The organism is Limnobacter sp. 130, from assembly GCF_902506325.1.
GTDB lineage: Bacteria > Pseudomonadota > Gammaproteobacteria > Burkholderiales > Burkholderiaceae_B > Limnobacter.
Window position 1 is genome coordinate 118,804 of record NZ_LR732330.1, and the last position, 22,659, is coordinate 141,462.

The window sequence follows — 22,659 nt, forward strand, 5'->3', positions numbered from 1 at the left end:
AGCCCTGCAAGGAACCTTCCGCGATTCAAGTCTACTCAATACATGTCCACCTAATTGAGTCGCTTCACTTCATGAATAAAAATCAAGCCCCTCGCTCTCCATCAGAGCGACCTGTTGCCCCTCGCATGGAATCCGGTTTTTCCGCCGAAGAGGCGAGTCTGCTGCACGAGGCAATCGGTCTGGCCGGTATGCGCTGGTTTGATGGCCTGGGCGTAATCATGGCCAAAAAGGAACAGTTTGAGCTGTCGTTTCGCCCAGGTGAGTCGCAAAACGCACGTTGGGTGGTTATGGCATTCCCCTTGTACAACATGAACGAGCCGAGTTCAGCCGAAATCTGTTTGCATTTTTTGGCAGAAGCACATGCCATGGTCCATGTGCTCGATTTTCAGTACCAAGTGGGTATTAACATGGACACCGAAAACCTTGAGTTTCTGATGCAATTGCCACTTCAAGGGGTAACTGGTGCTCAAATGGCCAATTTGATCCAGGTCTTTTTTGATGCATTGGCCAATTCTGTCATGCAGGAATTAACCGAGATTCTCGATGGAATGAATTAGTAATGTCTTGTCTCATGTAACATTTCGGCTATTGAACTTTATTAAAGCAAAGTGAGCATGAGCATTAAATCGGACAAGTGGATTCGCAGAATGGCTGAGAGCACAGGGATGATCGAACCCTTTGAGCCTGGCCAGGTTCGTTACGAGGATGACAAAAGAATCGTGTCTTATGGCACATCCAGCTACGGCTACGATATTCGCTGTGCAGACGAGTTCAAGATTTTTACCAATATCAACAGCACCATTGTCGATCCCAAAAATTTCGACGAGAAAAGCTTTGTGGATTTCAAAGGTGATGTCTGTATTATCCCTCCCAATTCCTTTGCATTGGCACGCACGGTTGAATACTTCCGAATTCCCCGCAATGTACTCACCATTTGTCTCGGAAAAAGTACCTACGCGCGTTGCGGCATTATCGTCAACGTCACCCCGTTCGAGCCTGAATGGGAGGGGTACGTCACACTCGAGTTTTCAAACACCACGCCATTGCCCGCCAAAATTTATGCAGGTGAAGGTTGTGCCCAGGTGCTGTTCTTTGAAAGTGACGAGGTGTGCGAAACGTCTTACCGGGACCGGGGTGGCAAGTATCAAGGTCAAGTCGGCGTGACCCTGCCAAAAACCTGATTGCCTAGCGGCCGTTGAATGTTCCCTCTCCAGTCATGGGTAAGCCGAACATTCAACTTGGCCAAAGTAAGCGCAAGCAAAGCCACTCCACAGGCAATTGCACCCACAGTGGAAATACCAATGATGAACGGCGACAAAGGCACCGACACAGCGGCGGCGCTACCCACTGACACGGTCATCCCCAAGCGGCATCCCAGTACCCCGCCAACTTTCTTGCTCAACAAATAATTGCCAATCGCTACTCCGATGTGTTTGTCATAGGAGACTAGCAATTTGTTGATGCCCTGAAACGTGCCGTAGGCCACATGCATCAGCGAACGGGTGACCGGACCGTACTGATGAAGATTTTGCCAAATATAATTGCAGTTGCCTTTGCGTCTGGAGTGCATGTGTGGCGGAATTGAGCTTTTGTGTCTTGACATGTATTTAACCCAGCCATGAATCGCGCAACGATGCCGGTTTGTCGGTTCGCCGGCTCTTTCAAGTATTTTGTCGAGCAACAACTCTTTGGCGGCAATCAATTTTCTGGCAACGATCAGGTAAGCGCTTGAATCAAAATTGGATTTCATTCTGGCTTGCTCTAATTCAGAATCCGTTCTGCGTGCCCCCAACCCGGCTTTAATCATGCCCAGTGCGGCAATACTGAAGATTGATGACATGGCATACAAGGCTGCTCCGGCCACTTTGTGAACAGCCATGCCCCCTAAATTGAGCTGACCCGAGATCACTCGACCGACTGCAGAGGCAATGACCAATGCCATGTCAGACTTCTCGCCGGAAGAAATCAGGTTCCGGGTCAGCCGCTCGGCCAGGCCTGAAATATCTGCAAACCCCTCCGCCATTTCCTCGGTGTGCTTGGCCAGGTGGATCAATGCGCGAATGCTTCGGCTTTTGTATTGCTCGGGGTATACCAAAGCCCTGTCAAACGAATGAATACGATTTGTTCCACCCAGAACTTCGGCGCGTACCTTGGCAATGCGTTCAAAGCCCATGTCGAAACTGTTGAGGTATTGGTCAAGACGTTTGGTCATGCTGCGCGCCGGTCGAAACGGTGCCTGTGGCTGCGTAAACTGGCTGGGCGAAGCCGTCAATGAACTGATCTGCATGAAGGGCAAGTAAGCAGGAAAGTCGTCTATTGAACCTGTGCCAGATGACATTTCCGTGAAGTCACTACATGGAGGGATAAATGCGCGACAATAGGGCTTGGAACAGGGGGCTGCGTAGTGGATAATGCAGCCTTGTTTTGTGTTGAACCCCGATCACAGGAAGATTAATGAAATTTCGTTTTCCAATTGTCATTATTGACGAAGATTTCCGCTCCGAGAACGCATCTGGTCTCGGCATTCGCGCCCTGGCAGACGCCATCGAAAAAGAGGGCGTTGAAGTATTGGGAGTTACGAGTTATCACGATCTTTCCCAATTTGCCCAGCAACAAAGCAGGGCCAGCGCGTTCATCTTGTCGATTGACGATGAAGAGTTCGGCTTGGGTAGCAAAAAAGAGATCGAGGACGCACTGCAAAATCTGAATAATTTTGTGCAGGAAATTCGCTTCAAAAATGCAGATATCCCAATTTATCTGTACGGCGAAACGCGCACATCGCGGCATATTCCGAATGCAATCCTGAAAGAATTGCATGGTTTCATTCACATGTTTGAGGACACTCCGGAATTTGTGGCTCGTCACATTATCCGTGAAGCCAAAAGTTATCTGGATTCATTGGCGCCTCCGTTTTTCCGCGCCTTGGTGCACTACGCGCAAGATGGCTCCTACTCTTGGCACTGCCCTGGACACTCGGGCGGCGTTGCTTTTCTGAAAAGCCCGGTCGGGCAAATGTTCCACCAGTTCTTTGGTGAGAACATGCTGCGTGCCGACGTGTGTAACGCCGTGGATGAATTGGGTCAATTGCTCGACCATACTGGTCCGGTAGCTGCCTCTGAGCGCAATGCCGCTAGAATTTTTAATGCCGATCACTGTTTCTTCGTGACCAACGGCACATCGACTTCCAACAAAATGGTGTGGCATGCCAACGTGGCACCTGGCGACATCGTCGTTGTAGACCGCAACTGCCACAAATCGATTCTGCATTCGATCACCATGACCGGTGCCATTCCCGTGTTTTTGACGCCCACGCGCAATCACTTGGGCATCATCGGGCCCATCCCGCTGGACGAGTTTAAGCCTGAAAGCATTGCCAAGAAAATTGCAAACCATCCGTTTGCCAGCAAAGCCAAAAACAAAAAGCCCCGTATTTTGACGATTACACAAAGTACCTACGACGGTGTTTTGTACAACGTGGAAATGATCAAGGAAGTGCTGGGCTCTGAAATTGATACTTTGCATTTTGACGAAGCCTGGTTGCCGCACGCCAGTTTCCACCCCATGTACAAAGACATGCATGCGATTGGTCGCGACCGCCCGCGCACCAAAGATTCACTCGTGTTTGCAACGCAATCTACTCACAAAATGTTGGCTGGTTTGTCGCAGGCTTCGCAAATTCTGGTGCAGGAAAGTGAAAACCGTAAACTGGACAGGCACATTTTTAACGAAGCGTATTTGATGCACACCTCCACCAGCCCGCAGTACGCGATTATCGCGAGCTGCGATGTGGCGGCCGCCATGATGGAGCCGCCAGGCGGCACCGCTTTGGTCGAAGAAAGTATTATGGAAGCGCTGGATTTCCGCCGTGCCATGCGCAAGGTGGCCGAGGAGTTTGGCGACGACTGGTGGTTCAAGGTGTGGGGCCCGGATGTGTTGAGCGAGGAGGGCATGAGCCCGCGCGACGACTGGCTGATCCACACCACCGACACCTGGCACGGCTTTGGCAAAATGGCCAATGGTTTCAACATGCTCGACCCGATCAAGGCGACTATTGTGAACCCGGGGCTGGATGTGAATGGTCAGTTCTCCGACGCTGGCATTCCCGCGTCTATCGTCACCAAGTACCTCGCCGAGCACGGCGTGATTGTTGAAAAAACGGGTCTGTATTCATTCTTCATCATGTTCACCATCGGCATTACGAAAGGCCGCTGGAACACGCTGGTGACTGCCTTGCAGCAGTTCAAAGACGATTACGACAAGAATCAGCCACTGTGGCGTGTGATTCCTGAGTTTTGTCAGGCGAATCCGCGCTACGAGCGAGTGGGCTTGCGGGATTTGTGCAACACCATTCACGACATGTACCGCAAGAAAGATGTGGCGCGTTTGACGACTGAAATGTATTTGAGCGACATGCAGCCCGCCATGGTACCTGCCGATGCGTATGCAAAAGTGGCGCACCGTGAAATTGAACGTGTCGCAATTGATGATCTGGAAGGGCGTATTACTTCAGCCTTGTTGACACCGTATCCGCCAGGTATTCCGCTGTTGATTCCTGGCGAGATTTTCAATGCCACGATTGTGGACTACTTGCGTTTTGCACGTGACTTCAACAAACAATTCCCCGGTTTTGAAACTGATATTCATGGTTTGGTCGGAATTGAAGACGATCAGGGCAACGTCAGTTACTTCGTGGATTGTGTGAAAGAGTAAGCGGTTCAGGTTCTCGGATGCTGCGAATCTTACGCAGCATCCAGAGCCAGCATTAAATCAGCAATTAAATCGTTCGGATCCTCCAACCCAATCGCCAGTCGCAAGATTGGTCCACATTGGCCATTCGTATCGAGCAGGTATCGCTTGCGACTGTCCGCCACGTTCACGACCAATCCCAAGCTTTCAGGCCCCCCCCACGAGTAGGCAATCTTGAATAGTTTCAGGCTGTCGATGATTTTGCAGGCTTGCTCGTCGGTGTAATGCGATTGAAGCACCACGGAAAAAATGCTGGCAAAACCCGTGAAGTCGCGTTTGTAAAATTCATGGCCGGGGCATTCAGGAAATTCTGGGTGCAGTACCCGTGCAATTGCCTTGTGCTGTTTTAACTCAGTGGCCACCAGCAAGCCATTTTCGGCTTGTTGCCGATAACGCAAAGGCAGGGTGAGCAGGCCACGCAGTACCAGGTCGCAATCGGCCGGCGACACACCCAGGCCCAGTATTCGGTTTCTTCGTTCCAAATCGGTAAACGCCCTGGTGTTGTTGCTCAACACCGCACCCATTAATACATCGGCATGGCCACACTGGTATTTGGTCAGGGCCTGTACGCTGAAGTCGAAACCATGCTCGAAAGGCTTGTAGGCAATTCCGGCGGCCCAGGTGTTGTCAATGCCAGTGCGTGCACCGTGGGCCTTTGCCAAAGCCACAATGGTTTGTAGATCGGGTACTTCAAAGGTAAGCGAACCCGGTGCCTCGGTCCACACCAGCTTGGTATTGGTTTGCAGGGCAGCGGCCACACTTGCGGCATTGCAGGGGTCATATTCAGTGAATTCAATGCCGTAGTCTGCATGCAGGCTTCGCGCAAGGGCTTGCACGGGGCCGTACACATTCTCGGGAATCAGCCAATGGTCGCCAGTTTTCAGGCAGGCCTGCGCCACCAGCGCAATACCTGTCAGCCCGGACGGGCACACCAGCGCATGCATGGCACCCTCAATTTCAGCCAGTTTCTTGGCCAGGGTGTATTGCGTGGGGTTGCCGTGCAGGCCATAGCTGTAGTCCAGCCCAATCGGGTTCACGGGTGCGCGTTGTGCTGCCGTGCTTTCAAAAAAGGTACTGGAGCCACGGTAAAGCGGCACAGGCAACGCCGAGAACCCTTCGGTACTGACCGGTTTGGAATGAACAATTTCTGTGCTGAGGCCGTGCGTCGGCTTGTCGTGCTTGAAGGTGCTCATGGCTTGGGCTTCATTTTTTGAATCACAGTGTTTTGATCATTACTTGAGATTTTCTGTTCCAGTCGTACAAGCGTTTTCGTTCAATCGGCAGCTTGTCCACATCGCCGACCACAAAGCCGCGTTTCAAAAAGAAATGCGAAGTTTGTGTGGTCAGTACAAATAGCTGCTTCAAGCCCTGCTTGCGCGCATCGTGTTCAAGTTTCTTCAAGAGCCGTTCGCCATCGCCGGTGCCCTGCCAGGAAGGATGCACCACCAGGCAAGCCAGTTCGGCCACACCTTCGGCGTGGTAGGGATACATGGCCGCACAGCCCCACAAAATGCCATCGTGTTCCAGCACGGTGAAGTGGTCAATGTCGCGTTCAATGCGATCGCGCCCACGGCGCACCAGCACGCCCGCCATTTCAAGCGGTTCAATCAGGGTTTTGATACCACCGGAATCATCGAGCGTTGCCTGACGCAGGCTTTCCAGGTTTTCTTCAGACACCATGGTGCCTACGCCATCGTGCGAAAACAATTCCAGCATCACACCGCCGTCCAGATTCAAAGGCACAATGTGTGCCCGGCCCACGCCGCCTTGCACCGCCAAAATGCAGCACTCCAGGTAATCCTTGGTCAGCTCGGGAAGATCCTCTTGCTGCATGATTTCGCGAGCCCTGTCCAGCTCCAGTTCCTCAAGCAACTTGCCGCTTTTGTCGAAAACTCCCTCAATCTGTGTGACGAAAATCAGCTTGTCAGCCTTCATGGCCCGCGCAGTGCTGGTTGCAACGTCTTCCATGGTCAGGTTGAACGCCTCGCCCGTGGGCGAAAAGCCAATGGTGGACAACAACACAATTGCGTTGCTGTTCAGGCTCATCTGAATGGCGGTTACATCGATTTTTCGAACCAGGCCGGTGTGTTGCAAATCCACGCCTTCCAGAATACCCATGGGCCGTGCAGTAATGAAATTGCCGGAAATGACGCGCATGGACGAATGTGCCATGGGTGTGTTGGGCAGGCCTTGTGAGAAAGCCGCTTCAATGTCCAGGCGAAGTTCACCCGCCGCTTCTTTGGCACATTCCAGCGCGCCTTTGTCGGTGATCCGCCAGCCCTTGTGAAACGCAGGTTGAATGTTGCGCAAAGCCAGTTGTTCTTCAACCTGCGGGCGGGAACCACACACCAGCACAATGCGCATGCCCATGGCGTGCAACAACGACAAATCCTGAGCCAATGAATTCAGATAGCCTTGGTAGGCCAGCTCGCCATCGACAGCCACCACAAACGTTTTGCCACGAAAGGCGTGAATGTAGGGCGCAACAGTTCGTAGCCATTGAACAAAAGTTTGGCTGTTCATGGAAAGGTCGTCGTGGCTGGGGGTGTTGCTCATTGGCTTGGGGGCTGTCCTGAAAAAAGGGAATACACTGTGGGGCAGCCGTGGCCGCTCGTTCGATTGATTATAATTTCCGATTGCGTGCAGTCCAGTCTTCTCGCTGTTTTTGCCCGATTTGATCGGAATTTGAACCCAATATTGGTTATTTGTGTTGTCAAAAGAACAAACCCTCCTGTCGCCACTCGAAATTCGTTACCCCGAAGAGTTACCGGTTTCCCAACGCCGCACTGAGATCAAGCAACTGATTGCAGAGAATCAGGTTGTGATTGTGTGCGGAGAAACAGGCTCAGGCAAAACCACACAATTGCCAAAAATGTGCCTGGAATTGGGGCGCGGCCTGAATGGGCAAAGCATTGTGCACACCCAGCCACGCCGCCTGGCCGCCACAGCCACGGCCAAACGAATTGCACAAGAACTGAATTCCGAGATTGGCCAGTGGGTGGGTTTTAAAATTCGCTTTCAAGACCAATCCAATGCCAGTACGGCGGTGAAATTGGTGACCGATGGTATTTTGCTGGCTGAAAGCCAAACGGATCCACTGTTCAAGAAGTACGACACCATCATTATCGATGAGGCGCATGAGCGCAGCCTGAATATCGATTTTCTGCTGGGCTATTTGAAGGATGTGCTGGGCAAACGCCCGGATTTGAAGTTGATCGTCACCTCGGCCACCATTGACGCCGAACGTTTTTCAAAACACTTCGAGAATTTGCAGGGCAAACCAGCCCCGGTTATTGAAGTGTCTGGCCGCTTGTACCCGGTCGAGCTACGCTACAAAGACCCCAACGACTTTGACACCAGTCGCAGAAAAAATGCCCCTGTGAATCCCGCTGATGAGGTGGACGAAGACGCCTTTCAAGCCGCCACGCTCGACGCTGTGGAAGAACTTTGCCGCGAGGGTCAGGGCGACATTCTGATGTTTTTACCCGGCGAGCGTGAAATTCGCGACATGGCAAATTTCCTGGGCAAGAACATGCGCCAAACGCTGGAAATTTTGCCATTGTTTGCGAGGCTTACTGCGCAGGAGCAAGAGCGTATTTTCAAACCCAGCGGGCGCAGGCGCATTGTGCTGTCCACCAACGTGGCAGAAACCTCGCTCACTGTGCCGGGCATCCGTTATGTGATTGATTCTGGTGTGGCCCGTGTGAAACGCTACAGTTACCGCAACAAGGTTGAAATGTTGCAGATCGAGCGAATTTCCAAGGCATCGGCCAACCAGCGGGCAGGGCGTTGCGGCAGGGTTGCAAACGGTGTGTGCATTCGTTTGTACGCTGAGTCTGATTTTGCCGGTCGTACTGACTACACCGATCCGGAAATTCTTCGCTCATCATTGGCCTCCGTTATTTTGCGAATGAAAAGCCTGCACCTGACCGAGGTGGAGGACTTTCCATTTTTGCAGCGACCAATGGGCCGCGCAATTGCCGATGGTTATCAGTTGCTCAGCGAGCTGAATGCGCTGGACGATGCCGGCCACTTAACCAAAATTGGTCGGGCCCTGGCCAAACTGCCTTTGGATCCGCGCATTGCCCGAATGTTGTTCGAAGCCAGCCAGCGAGGCTGTTTGAATGAACTGCTGGTGCTGGCCGCCGCCTTGTCAATTCAAGACCCGCGCGACCGTCCAATTGACGCACAAGAAGCCGCGGACAATGCTCAGCAGCAATTCGACGATGCTGAGTCTGATTTCATGTCGTTTCTTAAGTTATGGAATTTTTATATTGATTTAAAAGAAAAAGGTTCAACAAATCGCGAGATGAAAAACACGCTTCAGCGCAAGTTTTTATCTGCGAACCGGCTGCGGGAATGGGGTGAGGTTCACCAACAGCTCACCGCCATGGTGAAAGACCAAAAATGGACATTGAACGCCACACCGGCCACATACGACCAAATCCATTTGGCATTAATGGCCGGTTTGCTGGGCAATATCGGCTTGAAACACGAGACTGATCCGGTCTATCTGGGCGCACGCAGCATCAAGTTTTCAATTCATCCCGGTTCCAACTTGTTCAAGAAAGGCGGCAAGTGGATTATGGCAGCCGAGCTGGTTGAAACCACCCGGCTGTATGCCCGCAGTGTGGCCAAAATTCAGCCTGACTGGATTGAGAAAGTGGGCGCGCATCTTGTGAAACGCAACCACAACAACCCGCACTGGGAGAAGGGTTCTGGCCAGGCGGTTGCCCTGGAAACCGGCACTATTTATGGCTTGCCGATTTATTCCCAACGCCGCGTTAGCCTGGCCCGTTTCAATCAGGCAGAGGCGCGCCGCTTGATGATTCATGAAGGTTTGGTGCCCGGACAGGTCAAAACGAACGTGCCGTTTTATGTACACAACCGCAAGCTGATCGAAGACCTGGAAAAACTGGAGCACAAAGCCCGCCGACAAGACATTTTGGTCGACGAGGCCCTGATTGCCCAGTTTTACGACGACAAGCTGCCCGCAGGCGTGTACAACCAGCAAACCCTTGAAAACTGGGCGAAACAAGCCAGTAAGGAAGACCTGGCCGCGCTTTGTCTGAACAAGCAAGATTTGCTAAGCAAGAAAGCAGGGGACATTACCACCGAGTTTTATCCCAAGAAGCTGGAAATGGGTGGCTTGGCATTTGACTTGATCTATCACTTTGAGCCGGGCAGCCCGCGAGATGGTGTCACCTTGACCATACCGTTAATGCTGCTGAACCAAGTGAATGCAGGGCGCACCGAATGGCTGGTGCCCGGTATGCTGAAAGAAAAAGCCTTGCTGTTGCTGAAAAGCTTGCCGCAAAAACTTCGCCGTCATTGCGTACCGGTGCCGCAGTTCGCTGAAAAATTTGCTGAAGCACACTTCGATTCCAAGCTGTATGACAAACCCTTGCTCGAGCGCCTGCGCGATTTCGTGGCCAGCGAAACGCCAGCCAGGCCTTTGTTAAGCGATTTTCGTATTGAAACACTGCCGCCGCACCACTTCATGAACTTCAAGTTGGTGGACGAGCATGGGCGTCAGCTGGACATGCAACGTAGCCTGTCCGCCTTGAAGGCTGAGTGGGGCCGCAAGGCGCAAGAAAGTTTTAAAAGCTCGGACGTGGTGGAGCAGGTACGGGCGCAAGTTGGATCGGGTCAGGTGCAGCCCGGCAACACCAAAACCGAATCGGCCAAGACTCCTGTGTTGAGCAACAATGCCTTCAACGACAAACCCATCACCGACTGGAGTTTTGGCAGCCTGCCCGACATGCTTGAAATCAAGCGAGGCGGCCAAACCTTTTTCGGATACCCCGCCCTGAAAGACATGGGCGACCATTGCATTGTGGAAGTATTTGATGAGGAAGACATTGCCCGCAAAGTTCATCTGGATGGCGTGCTTCGGTTGTTCAATATTGCCCTGAAAGAACCCTTGAAGTACCTGACCAAAAATCTGCTGGATTTTCAGAAGGTGGCCATGCTGTACATGCCCTTGGGGTCATCGGATGAGCTTCAGCAGCAGTGGATCAAGCTGACCTTGATGCGCAGTGCATTGGCCGCGGGCCTGCCTGCTACGCAGGATGAATTCAATGCCAAAGTGCTGGAAGCACGCAGCCGAATGAATTTGATTGCGCAGGAAATCGGGAAAATTCTCCTGATAATACTTAATGAATACAATGCATTGAGCAAGAAACTTCAGTCTTTATCTAAGTCGTTTCCAGAATGTGTGGCTGACATTCAAAATCAACTTAACTGGCTGTTGCCCAAAGGGTTTTTGCTGAAAAAACCTTGGGAGCAGCTAACACACTACCCACGTTATTTGAAGGCTGCTCAAATTCGCCTGGAGCGGGTACGCAATTCAATCGACCGCGACAAGCAACTGATGAAAGATGTCATGGATCTTCAATTACACTGGGTCCGTGCTTCCTCTCAACTCAAGGGCCAAGAGGACGAAAGTCTCAGCCAGTTTGCCTGGCAATTGCAGGAACTTCGCGTATCCCTGTTTGCCCAAGAGTTACGTACACCGATGCCGGTGTCTGTAAAACGGTTGCAAAAGGCCTGGGAAACCATGGCCAAGCGTCAGTAACAGTCCTCCACGATAAAAGGAACATGTATGAACAATGCAATGTCGATACTTTTTAATGCACTGGTGGATTCTTTCAGACCCAAAATGTTGATGCTGACCTTGGTATCAGTGGCAATCGCATCCGTGTTCTGGTTGGTGATCATTTGGTTGTCGATTGATCCTTTGGTCAGCGCTGCAACCTGGGCATTGGGTTATCTGGGTTTTGATTTTTCCGCCGATGCATTGGCAACCGATGCTGCATTCATGGGCTGGCTCAAGTTTATTTTGGTGCCATTGGCGGTGTTTGGTTTGTTGTGGCCCATCGTTGCAACCTCTGCTGTGTTGCTTGCTGGTTTGTACGTCACGCCACCCGTGGTTAGTTACCTTACCGACAAAGAATTTCAGGGAATTGAAAAGAAAGGCGATTCCGGCATGGTGATGAGTCTTTGGGTCACTTTGAAAGCAGTCATTATTTTTCTGATTGCGTGGATCGTGACTTTGCCCCTGTGGCTTATCCCTGGCATGGCGTTTGTATTGCCTATTTTGTTGACAGCCTACTTGCTTATGGCCGTGATGCGTTTTGATTCGCTGGCTGGCCACGCCACCAAACTGGAAATCAAAGAAATCAGAAGGCGCGACAGCACATCGGCCTGGTTAATTGGTTTGGTTTGCGCATTCTTAAGTTTCATTCCTCCAATTTTGTTGATCATGCCCGTGATGTCGGCTTTGGCTTTTACACGCCATTACATGGGCGCACTGGTTCACGTGCGGCAAGACAAAGTGATCGACATGCCCGTGATTCAATCTAACTAAAAAAAGAGCACAACATGGCAGTACCCAAAATTGGTTTGATTGTGGTGGGCGACGAAATTCTGTCAGGTTTGCGACAAGACAAACACATACCCGCCGTGATTGAACGGCTTGCAGCGCGTGGACTTCACTTGTCATGGGTGCAAATGGTGGGGGACGATCGTGAATTCCTGGCCGACACCCTGACGCGCTCATTTGCAAGCAAGCACATTGTTTTAAGTTGCGGCGGCATTGGCGGAACCCCCGATGACCACACACGGCAAGCAGCAGCCCAAGCCTTGGGGCTGCCAATTGTTCGCCATGAGGGCGCGGTGGAATTGATTCGCCAGCGTTGCGAGGAAAGTGGACAGCCTCTGGACGAGTTTCGCTTGCGCATGGCCGATTTTCCTGCCGGTGCCAGCCTGATTCCAAACCCGTACAACCGCATTGCAGGTTTTACTGTGGGGCAACATCACTTTGTGCCAGGCTTTCCTGTTATGGCTTGGCCCATGATTGATTGGGTGCTGGATACGCTTTACCCTCAATTTCACCACCTGGAACTTGAATACAAAAAAGCGCTGTTGTTGTTCAACACGCCAGAGGCCCGAATTACGCCGGTAATGGAACAGCTTGAAGCGGCTTACCCTGATTGCAGGTTATATAGCCTGCCCAGCGTTGGGAACAACAAACTGGCACGTCACATTGAGTTGGGTGTGAAGGCTCGGGGCAATCTTGGCAAGAAGGAAGTTGTCTCGAATGCATTTACTGAACTGGTGAAGATTCTGGAAAACATGTGTTGTGAATTTGAGTTGATCAAATAAAAAAAAGCCTGCCACAAAAGAGGGCAGGCTTTGAGAATTCGTTCCAGGAGGAACGAGGAGACATCTTTACAGGCAAATTAGCTTGCGATCAAGCTGCTTTGCGGGCCTTTGTAGTGGCTGTGTTGGTGGCCTTGATGGTTGCCTTGGTTGCGGCTTCCACGTTGGCTTCTGCCATTTCAACAGCTTGTTTGGTGGCCTTGCTTACGCTGTCGTAAGCAGTGTTTGCTGCGGTAATTGCTGATTTCATCAGTGCTACAGCACTTTCTGAGCCGGCAGGCGCATTTTTGCTGGCTGATTCAAACAGCTCAACGAATTTTTTGTTGTTCTCAGACACTTGCTCTTCAACCAGCTTGGCCGCTTCAGAAGCGATGCCAGAAGACAGGGAGTACAGGTCTTTGCTGTAGGAAACAGCTTTTTCTGACAAGGGTTGTGTAACTGATGTTGATATCGCAACGAAGTCTTGAATGTCTTTTGCAGAAGACAAGGCTTTAACGGCCTCAACACTATCTTCCATGTAGGCTTTAACAGCGTTAAGATTCAGTTCAACTACTTTTTCAACGTTGCTGAACGATTGCTGGCTAAGACCCAGGATCTTTTCAAGGTTGGCTTTTTGAACGTCAAGAAATTGTTCGGGGGTCATCATCATAGTTTGCTCCGTCAGGTTTCGTACCACTAGGGTTGTTTGTCGAACACCGATTGATGCGGTGCACAAATTGAATTCTACCGAAAAAAAATCTCATGTCAATAAAAATGTTGCATTGCAATAATTCGACTTGCTTCTGTTGTATTAATCATGATTGACGCGTTCTACACCGATGAGTTTGTGCTGCCTTTGCCCCCGGGCCATCGGTTCCCAATGGAGAAATATCGAATTCTCCGGGACAAAGTGTCTTTAAGTGCCTGTTTTGCAAGGCTATCTATTCCAGACGCAGCCACGCCCGGTCAATTGGCCTTGGCGCATTGCCCAAACTATATAGAGCGCATAGAAACGGGCAATGTTTCGAAAGATGAGCAACGAGGCATCGGTTTTCCCTGGTCAGATCGAATGGTGGAGCGTTCCCGAAGGTCTGTGGGAGCCACCGTGGCTGCTGTTCGAAGTGCGCTGCAGCACGGTGCTTCTGTTAATTTGGCAGGGGGTACTCACCATGCCAAGCGCAGCAAGGGCGGTGGGTTTTGTGTATTCAACGATTTGGCAGTGGCTGCGCGTGTTTATCAAACCGATGCAATTGCATGGTTAAACTCAGCCCAAAACGGGTCAATCTCATCCCGTGGTGGTCACCACGTGCTGGTGATTGACCTGGATGTGCATCAGGGCGATGGCACAGCCGAAATTTTGAGAAACGACCCCAGTGTGTTTACTTTTTCGATGCATGGCGAGAAAAACTATCCTTTCCAGAAAGAAAAAAGTGACTTGGACATCGAATTGCCCGACGGAACTGGCGATGCTGAATATCTCACACTGCTGGATAAGTCTTTATCCCGGATTGAGCAGTGCTTTACGCCCGATCTTGTTTTGTATGTCGCTGGGCTTGATGTTCATCAAGCGGACCGTTTGGGCAAACTGGCCCTGAGTGACGATGGTATCGAGCAACGCGACCGAATGGTTTTGCAGTGGGCTCAACAACGTAAATTACCCGTGGCGGCGGTCATGGCCGGGGGATACTTTCCCGATCTTGATCATTTAACAGACTTGCAACTCGGGGTCATTGAACGTTTGGCCGAATACAGTCAACAACATCAAAAACTACGCTAGGCAGGTAGATTTAAGAAATCGCTCGAATTAGATGACTTAAAACCCTGTTATCACTCGATCTGGACCCTTGGCGGTTCAGCTAAATCTGCGTAGAATTCAACGAAACATTTGTTCAAATAATAAAGATAAAGCACCATGATCTATCAAGCATTACTTGGCTCAACACTTCTTGCTTTTTCCATGGTGTTCAGCCATTCGGTTCAGGCAGCGCCCGGCCAGGCCGAAAGAGTCAATTTGAAAGAAGCGCACGACCCGCTTTCTCTCAACAGTTCGGTTGCCTTGGTGGCAGATGCTGATTCTCTTGAAGTGCTTTATGCCAAAAACCCATCCGCAGTGGTTCCCATCGCATCGATTACGAAAATCATGACCGTGGTGGTGACGCTAGAGGCAGGGCTTGATCTGGATGACGTCATCACCATAACAACAGACGACATCGACTACTACAAAAACACCCGTTCACGCTTGAAGCCCGGTAGTGAGTTCACCCGCCGCGAGCTTATTCATTTGGCGCTCATGGCTTCCGAGAATCGTGCGGCTTCCGCACTTGGACGTAGCTATCCCGGTGGTTTGGCAGCCTGTGTGGCTCAAATGAATCGTCGTGCTGCTTCGCTGCAAATGCTCAATACCAATTTTGCGGAAACCACAGGTTTGTCGGTTGAGAACAAATCAAGCGCCAACGATTTGGCGCGCATGGTGCTCCATGCTCAGCGTTTTCCTTTGATTCGACAATTTTCGACTGATCCGCAATTTTCTGTGCAGTCGGGTAAAGGGCAGTTGAACTTTCGAAATACCAATCGCCTGATCAAAAACAAGGAATGGGACATTCAGGTTCAGAAAACTGGCTTTATCAATGAAGCTGGGCGCTGTCTGGTCATGAAAGCGCGCGTTGGGGATCGTAACTTGGTGATCGTACTGCTTGATGCTTTGGGCTCTCAGGCCCGATTCGCTGATGCGGAACGTATTCGAGAGTACGTCATGGCCGTGGCGCCCAGTGCCGCCACGTACGTCACAAAATAGGTTAAAGCCTGAATCGCCCGCTAGGTGGGGTCACGCGGCCCTGCCAGCCTAGCGATGCGCTAATTCTTTGCGCTGTGTGAATCAACTCCTGAAGCCAGTCTTCCTGAATTCGGTCCGCTGGCGCAGAAATGGACAAACCCGCAATCAGTTTGGATGAATCATCATAAATGCCCGCCGCCATGCAGCGAACGCCCATTTCCAGTTCTTCATTGTCCCGTGCAAATCCTTCCGTTCTTACCAGCAGCAGTTCTTTTTCCAGCTTGTCGAGTGTAGTCAGGCTATTTAACGTGGTGCCGCGCAAAGTCGTACGGTCCGAATACAGCTTTAAATTCTCTGGCGATTCACTGGCAAGAAATAGTTTCCCGGTGGAAGTAAGGTGCAAAGGGGCACGACCGCCAATGGCTCGCACCACCTGCATGCCCGAGCGCTCGCTGTAAGCGCGATCCACATAAACAATTTCGTCACCCTGCCGAACCGATAAATTCACGGTTTGCCCGGTCAGGCGGTGCAGTTTGCGCATTAATTCCAGGGCAGCATCACGCACGTTCAAGCGGGCTTTCACCAAATTGCCCAATTCGAGCAAACGCATGCCAAGTCGGTACAAGCCAGGGTCGGTGCGGTCAACCAGTCGGCAAGCCACGAGATCATTCAAAATCCGGTGTGCTGTGGAAGGGTGCAGCTTGGTATCGCGGGCCAAGTCTTTCAATGCAACAGGGTCCTGGTGTTCAGCCAATGCGTCCAGCAATTGCATCATTCGTTCAATCACCTGAATACTGGTGCGTCCAATCGACTCTTCGCTCATACGGGGTAGTTCCTTTTCATGCAGTGGGAAGTTTAAACCATATTGTGAAATACGTCACTCGTTATGGTTATCACTACTGGCTTGAAAGCGGCTTGCTGCATACACTTGAGTGGCTTTTAGATTTTTTGGGGAAATGCCTTGCGCGTCGGTTTGTTTGTTACCTGCCTCGTGGATTCCATGCGGCCTTCAATCGGTTTCTCAACCATCGAATTGCTGGAGTCAGCAGGTTGCGAGGTCGTGGTGCCTCAAGCTCAAACCTGTTGTGGACAGCCAGCCTGGAATTCTGGTGACAAAGAAAGTACGCACAAACTTGCCCAGAAGTGGCTTGCGGAGTTTGAGCAGTTTGACTATGTGGTTGCCCCATCGGGTTCTTGTGCCGGCATGACCAAAACCCACTACACCGAGGTGTTTAAAAACGATCCCGATCTGAAAATTCGAGCCGCAAGGCTTGCTGCACGGACCTATGAGCTCACGGATTTTTTGGTCAACGTGCTGGGGGTGGACAAAATCAAATTGGGTGTGTCGGAACTTAAGCAGGTTACTTATCACGATTCTTGTAGTGGGCTGCGCGAGTTGGGTGTGCAAAAGCAACCCCGTACCTTAATTGGAAAAATGGGCGGCGTAGAAATTCTGGAAATGAAAGACAGTCGGCAATGTTGCGGTTTCGGCGGTACCTTTGCCTTGAAATACGGTGAGGTGTCCAGCGCAATTTGTACAGACAAATGTGAACAGGTTAAAGCCACCGGCGCACAGGCTGTGGTGCTTGGCGACTTGGGTTGTATGTTGAACATTGAGGGACGATTGCGCCGCATGGGTGACAACACACAGGTGTTGCACGTGGCCGAGTTGCTCACGGGCCGAAAGCCCGGTCAAATTTAAAGCGGGGCAGTAACACCATGCAAGTACAAAGCATGTTTTTTGAGCGCAAGGCAAGCGAGAAGTTGAATGACCCACGCTTGCAGGAAAACCTCAAGCGACTTTCATCCAAGTTTGTAAATGCGCGTGCCACCAGCATTCTTGAGCTTGAGGATTTTGAAGGCACACGTTCAGCGGCTGTGGAAATTCGCAACCGCAGCATCAAAAATCTGGATGTGTGGCTCGAACTGTTTGAGCAAAAAGCAGCCGAGACTGGCGCCAAAGTTTTGTTTGCACGCACGCCACAAGAAGCGGCCCAATTAGTCGTAAAGATCGCCAAGAAGCACAACGTGAAATCGGTGATTAAATCGAAGTCAATGGTGACCGAGGAAATGGCGCTAAACAAGGCGCTTGAAGCTGCCGATGTGAAAGTCCGCGAAACTGATCTGGGCGAGTACATTCTTCAGATCAATGACAATGAGCGGCCCAGCCATATCATTGCGCCAGTGGTGCACAAAGACAAGGAGCAGGTGGCAGATCTGTTTGAGAAGCACCACCATTTGCCACGAAAGACCGACATTGCTGAAATGACTCGTGAGGCCCGTGAAATTCTGCGCCCCCAGTTCTTGGCGGCCGATATGGGTGTCACTGGCGGCAATTTCGTGATTGCTGAAACAGGTTCTGTGGCCTTGGTAACCAATGAAGGCAACGAGGGCATGTGCACCATCAACCCCCGCGTACATGTCGCCATTACCGGTGTAGAGAAAGTGGTGCCCACGCTTGAGGACTTTGCTACCTTGATTCGCCTTTTGCCGCGCTCGGCAACCGGACAAAGTATTTCAAATTATGTGTCGTTGTTGACTGGCCCGAAGCGCGAGGGTGACCTGGACGGTCCCGAGCACATGTACTTCGTGATTCTGGATGGGGGCCGCACCGGCTTGCTGGGTGGTGAGTTTGAAGAAATGCTTCGTTGCATCAAATGTGGTGCCTGCATGAACCATTGCCCCGTGTACCAGAAAATTGGCGGGCACGCCTATGGGTGGGTGTACCCGGGCCCCATGGGTTCAGTGCTTACACCGAGCTACACAGGCATAGAAAAGGCGCTTGATTTGCCGCAAGCGGCTACTTTGTGTGGCGAATGCCATGTGGTCTGCCCAGTAAAAATTCCGCTACCCGATTTGCTTCGCAAGCTGCGCGAGCAGCAGTTTTCGCGTGGTTTGCGTCCGTGGCAGGAGAAAGCAGCATTCAAGGTTTGGGCTTTTGTGGCGCAACGACCAAGCTTGTATCGCTTGCTGTCACGTATTGGTATCAAGGCCATGTCGTGGTGGGGTAAACGCAAAGGCGGAATTCACAGTTTGCCTGGCGCCAGTGGTTGGACCGATCAACGTGATTTTCCGGTGCCCACCGGAGAAACTTTCTCGAATCTGTATCAGCAACGCAAGAAAAAATAAGTATTATTTTTTCAGCAGGTGCGGTTTACAGTTCATGCGTATGGTGGCTGCGCACTCGGTCACCAGCTCAGGACCTTTGTAAATCAGCCCGGTGTAAATTTGAACCAACTTTGCGCCGGCGCGAATTTTTTCTACTGCATGCTCGCCGCTGGAAATTCCGCCCACGCCGATAATTGGAATGTCATCGCCCAGTTCGGCGTACAAGCGTTTGATCACGTGGGTTGATTTCTCCAGTACGGGTGCACCGCTCAAGCCACCTTGCTCGTCGCCATGTGCAAGGTTTGCCACCCTGGTTTTGTCGATCGTGGTGTTGGTCGCAATCACACCGTCAAAGCCGAAATGAATGAGTCGCTTCGCAATAGCGTCGATTTGATCGTCATCCAGATCGGGCGCAATTTTCAAGGCCATGGGTTTGTACAAGCCGTGTTCATCAGACAGTGCTTTTTGTTTTTCTTTCAGAGCGCCCAGCAAAATATCAAGGCTGTCACCACCTTGCAAATCGCGAAGATTTTTGGTGTTGGGTGAGGAAATATTGACTGTAATGTATGTGGCGTAGGGGTAGATCGCTTCCAGTGCCTTCAAATAATCGTCGGCAGCATTTTCCACTGGGGTAATCGCATTTTTTCCAATGTTGATTCCCAACACGCCTGGGTAGTTACTGGCTTTTACATTTTGTATCAGCGTGTCAACACCTTCATTGTTAAAGCCCATCCGGTTAATCAGCGCATCGGCTTGTGGCAGGCGAAACAGGCGGGGTTGCGGGTTACCAGCTTGTGGCTTGGGGGTCACTGTACCGACTTCGAGAAAACCAAATCCCATTAAACCCAGTTCGCTGATGTAGGCCGCGTCTTTGTCCAGCCCGGCCGCCAGACCCACGCGGTTCGGGAAATCGATCCCCATGACTTTCACAGGGTCGGCCACGGCTTTGGGCGAAAAAAGTTTCAGCAAACCCAGCTTGCGCAACATTTGCAAATTACTGAATGTGACGTGGTGAGCTTTCTCTGGATCGAGCGCAAACAGGGCAGGGCGAACAAGCGAATAGGGCAGCAGCATGGCGGTTCTTAAACACCGGTAAATTGGATGAACAGCCCGCATTGTAACGGGGAATTCAGGACCTTACGGGGCGCTTGGCTCAGGCAGGGGCTGCCACAAATTGTCTTGAAGAATTTCTGCGGAGGAAAAGCGGGCCTTGTAGGCCATTTTCTCGCTTTCTTTGATCCAATAGCCCAAATACAGGTAGGGAAGTTCCAGGTCTCGGCATTGTTCAATTTGCCAAAGCACGCCGTAGACGCCCAGGCCGCTGCGCTCGTCGGGGTCGAAGAAGGTATACACCGAGGACAGGCCATCAGTAAGAATGTCGATGATCGACACCATCATCAATTTACCTTCTGGGTTTCTGAATTCCACCAGGCGTGAATTCACGCGGGTTTGCAACAGAAATTGAGAATACTGCTCGCGACTGTCTTCGTCCATTCCGCCGCCATGGTGCCTTGCAGATTGGTATTTCAGGTAAAGCGCGTAATGTTCGGAATTGAAGTGAAGGCGCTGCACGCTTGGTTTCAGGCTGGAAAATGATTTTGACGTGCGGCGTTGACTGCGGTTACTTTGAAATTGTGACACCTTCAGGCGCAGCGGTTTGCACGAGTTACAGCCATCGCAATGGGGCTTGTAGGTAAACAGCCCGCTGCGACGAAAGCCCATGCGCACCAGTTCACTGTACACATCGGCGTTGATCAAATGGCTGGGGGTAGCCACCTGCGATCTGGCCAATCTATTGTCCAGGTAGCTGCAGGGATAAGGTGCAGTCGAGTAAAACTGCAATGTGGAGAAGGGCAGTTCCTTAGGTCTGGTCATACGTCCATTTAAGTTCGCGAGGTTCCCAATTCAAGGTGGGCTGAACAATGGAATTCACCATTTCAGTCTCAAACACCTTTCTGCTTACCGTACGGGCCCCCATCGATATCAAGTGTCCGGTGGCTTGCTGGCAATCAATTATGTGCACATTCTGTGATTTTAGCCAATACACAAAATGAGCGAAGGCTACTTTGGAGGCATCGGTTTTTGTGGCAAACATGCTTTCACCGTACACCATCTTGCCCAAGGCTACACAATACAGGCCGCCCACCAATTGATCGCCTTCCCAATATTCCACCGAGTGGGCCAGGCCTCGCTGGTGAAGCACGGTGTATGCGGCAATGACTTCATCTGTGATCCAGGTGCTGTCTTGTCCTGGGCGGGGCGCTGCACAGGCCTGCATGACTGCTGTAAAGGCTGTGTTTAAACGAATTGCGCTACCAGGGGTGCCTTGCATCTTCCGTATGGCTTTTGCCAGTGACCGATGCAGTTTGAATTCGGCGGTGTAAAGCACCGCTCTGGGCGATGTGCTCCACCAAAGTACCGGTTCGCCTTGGGAGTACCAGGGAAATATGCCACGGGCATAACTTGCTTCAAGCCAGTCTGCATTGATCTCCATGCTGGCTGCAAGCAGCCCTGGAGGGTAGTCCAATGCCTGGCTTGTGCCGGGGAATTCGCTTGGTGAGTCTAGCCAGGGAATAGTGGTTTTTGTCATCCGGCCTTGAATTGCGAATCAGTCCAGTCAGTGTGGTCGAACACATCGCCCGTGTGCAGGGAATAGCGCCCGGCTTTTCTGTCTGCAAAAAACAGGGTGAGTGTTTTAGATACGGTTTTGAAAGCCAGTTCATCCCATGGGATTTCATTTTCTGAAAACAATTTCACATCCAGGCTTTCTTCACCTGCGCAAAAGGTAGAGGTAGGCATCTCGGCGCGGAAAAAGATGTGAACCTGTTCGGCCCGGATTACATCAAACATGGTGAACAGGGGGCCCAGTTCAATTTTGGCGCCAGCTTCTTCCCAGGTTTCTCGTGCTGCGCCCTGGTGCGTGGTTTCGTTCAATTCCATGAAGCCTGCTGGTAGTGTCCAGAAGCCATAACGGGGTTCGATAGCCCGCTTGCAAAGCAGCACCTTGCCCTGATAAGTCGGAATGGTGCCAACCACAATTTTCGGGTTCACGTAGTGAATGGCCCCGCACCCGGGGCAACAGCTGCGTTCGCGGTTATCGCCGTCTGGAATTCGGAGTTCAAGCTGGGTGCCACATGTGCTGCAGTATTTCATTTGTTGTTTGCTTCTTTTTTTTGAAAAAATCACTTGCAGTGTACCCGACAAATATGTGTATAATTCGGGCTGCTCAAATTGCTGAGGCAATGCAGGCAGAAGGCAAAAAAAATTAAAAGTTTTGTTTAAAAAGTATCAGCAGTTTGTTGACAAGTTAAACGAAATAATTAATAATCTCGGTCTTCGCTTCGGGGGTATAGCTCAGCTGGGAGAGCGCTTGCATGGCATGCAAGAGGTCAGCGGTTCGATCCCGCTTACCTCCACCAAAGCACACAGTTTTAGGTCCCCATCGTCTAGAGGCCTAGGACACCGCCCTTTCACGGCGGTAACACCGGTTCGAATCCGGTTGGGGATGCCAAATTTGGCACAAAACGCCTCTAACCCACAGGGTCAGAGGCGTTTTTCATTTACGGCTTCGAGGCGACTATGCGTCCAATCTTGAACAAAGCAGTACTCTTCTCTCTGGTTTTCAGTACCTTGCCTTTCATTCAAGGTTGCGCGGTGGTCAGTGCCACAGCTGGCGCTGCCATTTCAATCACTGGTGCGGTTGTCTCTACGGGTATTAAAGTGACCGGTGCCGTTGTTGAGGCCGGCATTGATGCTGTAAGCGATGACGATCTCGACGATTAAAATCCCGAATCAAGCTTCAAGTTTTCCTATCGTTTACCCCCGCAACTAGGGGAAATCCGAACTTATTTGCTGCGTCTTGGTCTGGATGTAGGTACTTTCATACGTGA

General features: G+C 51.3%; 20 protein-coding genes and 2 tRNA genes. 13 read left to right on the forward strand and 9 right to left on the reverse strand.

Features of this window, described 5'->3' with window-relative positions; all coding sequences use genetic code 11:
- Window positions 1-125 precede the first annotated feature (125 nt).
- Together FRIGORI9N_RS09565 and dcd are read left to right on the forward strand one after the other, a co-directional pair.
- Window positions 126-557, forward strand: a complete 432-nt coding sequence (locus FRIGORI9N_RS09565; protein WP_159570097.1) for a hypothetical protein — start codon at window positions 126-128, stop codon at window positions 555-557.
- Between the two features lie 57 nt (window positions 558-614).
- Window positions 615-1,181: a dCTP deaminase gene (gene dcd, locus FRIGORI9N_RS09570; protein WP_159570099.1), complete on the forward strand. Its 567-nt coding sequence runs from the start codon at window positions 615-617 to the stop codon at window positions 1,179-1,181.
- On the opposite strand, the gene FRIGORI9N_RS09575 is transcribed toward dcd, so the two are convergent.
- Complete coding sequence (locus FRIGORI9N_RS09575) at window positions 1,151-2,212, reverse strand: hypothetical protein (RefSeq protein ID WP_159570101.1); 1,062 nt, start codon at window positions 2,210-2,212, stop codon at window positions 1,151-1,153. The two genes, dcd and FRIGORI9N_RS09575, sit on opposite strands and share 31 nt — an antisense overlap.
- 242 nt (window positions 2,213-2,454) lie before the next feature.
- On the opposite strand from FRIGORI9N_RS09575, the gene FRIGORI9N_RS09580 reads away from it, so the two are divergent.
- Window positions 2,455-4,710 carry an arginine/lysine/ornithine decarboxylase gene (locus tag FRIGORI9N_RS09580; RefSeq protein WP_159570103.1) on the forward strand — a complete coding sequence of 752 codons (2,256 nt, stop codon included), beginning with the start codon at window positions 2,455-2,457 and terminating at the stop codon, window positions 4,708-4,710.
- Window positions 4,711-4,739: 29 nt separating this feature from the next.
- Here the strand turns inward: FRIGORI9N_RS09580 and FRIGORI9N_RS09585 are convergent, their stop codons facing one another.
- A complete protein-coding gene (locus FRIGORI9N_RS09585) occupies window positions 4,740-5,939 on the reverse strand; it encodes a PLP-dependent transferase (protein ID WP_159570105.1) in 1,200 nt (399 codons plus the stop codon).
- A 22-nt stretch (window positions 5,940-5,961) separates the two neighbouring features.
- Window positions 5,962-7,302: an amino-acid N-acetyltransferase gene (gene argA, locus FRIGORI9N_RS09590; protein WP_159570107.1), complete on the reverse strand. Its 1,341-nt coding sequence runs from the start codon at window positions 7,300-7,302 to the stop codon at window positions 5,962-5,964.
- 151 nt (window positions 7,303-7,453) lie between these two features.
- On the opposite strand from argA, the gene hrpA reads away from it, so the two are divergent.
- From hrpA to FRIGORI9N_RS09605, 3 genes are read left to right on the forward strand one after another with little or no spacing between them, the layout of a single operon-like run.
- A complete protein-coding gene (gene hrpA, locus FRIGORI9N_RS09595) occupies window positions 7,454-11,323 on the forward strand; it encodes an ATP-dependent RNA helicase HrpA (RefSeq protein ID WP_159570109.1) in 3,870 nt (1,289 codons plus the stop codon).
- A 27-nt stretch (window positions 11,324-11,350) separates the two neighbouring features.
- The gene (locus FRIGORI9N_RS09600; RefSeq protein ID WP_159570111.1) at window positions 11,351-12,115 is read left to right on the forward strand and encodes an EI24 domain-containing protein; all 765 of its coding nucleotides are present in this window, start codon (window positions 11,351-11,353) and stop codon (window positions 12,113-12,115) included.
- A gap of 14 nt (window positions 12,116-12,129) precedes the next feature.
- Window positions 12,130-12,912 carry a molybdopterin-binding protein gene (locus FRIGORI9N_RS09605; protein WP_159570113.1) on the forward strand — a complete coding sequence of 261 codons (783 nt, stop codon included), beginning with the start codon at window positions 12,130-12,132 and terminating at the stop codon, window positions 12,910-12,912.
- A gap of 88 nt (window positions 12,913-13,000) precedes the next feature.
- Here the strand turns inward: FRIGORI9N_RS09605 and FRIGORI9N_RS09610 are convergent, their stop codons facing one another.
- Window positions 13,001-13,555 carry a phasin family protein gene (locus FRIGORI9N_RS09610; protein WP_159571743.1) on the reverse strand — a complete coding sequence of 185 codons (555 nt, stop codon included), beginning with the start codon at window positions 13,553-13,555 and terminating at the stop codon, window positions 13,001-13,003.
- Window positions 13,556-13,705: 150 nt separating this feature from the next.
- On the opposite strand from FRIGORI9N_RS09610, the gene FRIGORI9N_RS09615 reads away from it, so the two are divergent.
- A complete protein-coding gene (locus FRIGORI9N_RS09615) occupies window positions 13,706-14,665 on the forward strand; it encodes a histone deacetylase (protein ID WP_159570115.1) in 960 nt (319 codons plus the stop codon).
- A gap of 135 nt (window positions 14,666-14,800) precedes the next feature.
- On the forward strand, window positions 14,801-15,682 hold the full coding sequence (locus FRIGORI9N_RS09620; RefSeq protein ID WP_236550857.1) for a serine hydrolase: 882 nt from the start codon (window positions 14,801-14,803) through the stop codon (window positions 15,680-15,682).
- A gap of 1 nt (window position 15,683) precedes the next feature.
- On the opposite strand, the gene FRIGORI9N_RS09625 is transcribed toward FRIGORI9N_RS09620, so the two are convergent.
- Window positions 15,684-16,484, reverse strand: a complete 801-nt coding sequence (locus tag FRIGORI9N_RS09625; protein WP_159570117.1) for an IclR family transcriptional regulator — start codon at window positions 16,482-16,484, stop codon at window positions 15,684-15,686.
- Between the two features lie 138 nt (window positions 16,485-16,622).
- Between FRIGORI9N_RS09625 and FRIGORI9N_RS09630 the strand changes: the two genes are divergently transcribed.
- Both FRIGORI9N_RS09630 and FRIGORI9N_RS09635 read left to right on the forward strand, forming a co-directional pair.
- Window positions 16,623-17,363, forward strand: coding sequence for a (Fe-S)-binding protein (locus FRIGORI9N_RS09630; RefSeq protein WP_159570119.1), 741 nt, complete (start codon window positions 16,623-16,625; stop codon window positions 17,361-17,363).
- 17 nt (window positions 17,364-17,380) lie between these two features.
- A complete protein-coding gene (locus FRIGORI9N_RS09635; RefSeq protein ID WP_159570121.1) occupies window positions 17,381-18,790 on the forward strand; it encodes a LutB/LldF family L-lactate oxidation iron-sulfur protein in 1,410 nt (469 codons plus the stop codon).
- A 3-nt stretch (window positions 18,791-18,793) separates the two neighbouring features.
- Here the strand turns inward: FRIGORI9N_RS09635 and FRIGORI9N_RS09640 are convergent, their stop codons facing one another.
- The 4 genes from FRIGORI9N_RS09640 to FRIGORI9N_RS09655 all read right to left on the reverse strand — a co-directional run bounded on the left by FRIGORI9N_RS09640 (window position 18,794) and on the right by FRIGORI9N_RS09655 (window position 21,922).
- Window positions 18,794-19,843: a quinone-dependent dihydroorotate dehydrogenase gene (locus FRIGORI9N_RS09640; RefSeq protein WP_201301467.1), complete on the reverse strand. Its 1,050-nt coding sequence runs from the start codon at window positions 19,841-19,843 to the stop codon at window positions 18,794-18,796.
- A gap of 63 nt (window positions 19,844-19,906) precedes the next feature.
- A complete protein-coding gene (locus FRIGORI9N_RS09645) occupies window positions 19,907-20,644 on the reverse strand; it encodes an arginyltransferase (protein WP_159570123.1) in 738 nt (245 codons plus the stop codon).
- Window positions 20,631-21,359 carry a leucyl/phenylalanyl-tRNA--protein transferase gene (gene aat, locus FRIGORI9N_RS09650; RefSeq protein ID WP_159570125.1) on the reverse strand — a complete coding sequence of 243 codons (729 nt, stop codon included), beginning with the start codon at window positions 21,357-21,359 and terminating at the stop codon, window positions 20,631-20,633. Before aat ends, FRIGORI9N_RS09645 begins: the two co-directional genes overlap by 14 nt.
- A complete protein-coding gene (locus FRIGORI9N_RS09655; protein WP_159570127.1) occupies window positions 21,356-21,922 on the reverse strand; it encodes an NUDIX hydrolase in 567 nt (188 codons plus the stop codon). The genes aat and FRIGORI9N_RS09655 overlap by 4 nt, the downstream gene beginning before the upstream one ends.
- Window positions 21,923-22,112: 190 nt before the next feature.
- Between FRIGORI9N_RS09655 and FRIGORI9N_RS09660 the strand changes: the two genes are divergently transcribed.
- From FRIGORI9N_RS09660 to FRIGORI9N_RS09670, 3 genes are all read left to right on the forward strand, one after another.
- A tRNA-Ala gene (locus FRIGORI9N_RS09660) sits at window positions 22,113-22,188 on the forward strand.
- A 16-nt stretch (window positions 22,189-22,204) separates the two neighbouring features.
- Window positions 22,205-22,280, forward strand: a tRNA-Glu gene (locus FRIGORI9N_RS09665).
- Between the two features lie 68 nt (window positions 22,281-22,348).
- Window positions 22,349-22,552 carry a hypothetical protein gene (locus FRIGORI9N_RS09670; protein ID WP_159570129.1) on the forward strand — a complete coding sequence of 68 codons (204 nt, stop codon included), beginning with the start codon at window positions 22,349-22,351 and terminating at the stop codon, window positions 22,550-22,552.
- Window positions 22,553-22,659 lie beyond the last annotated feature (107 nt).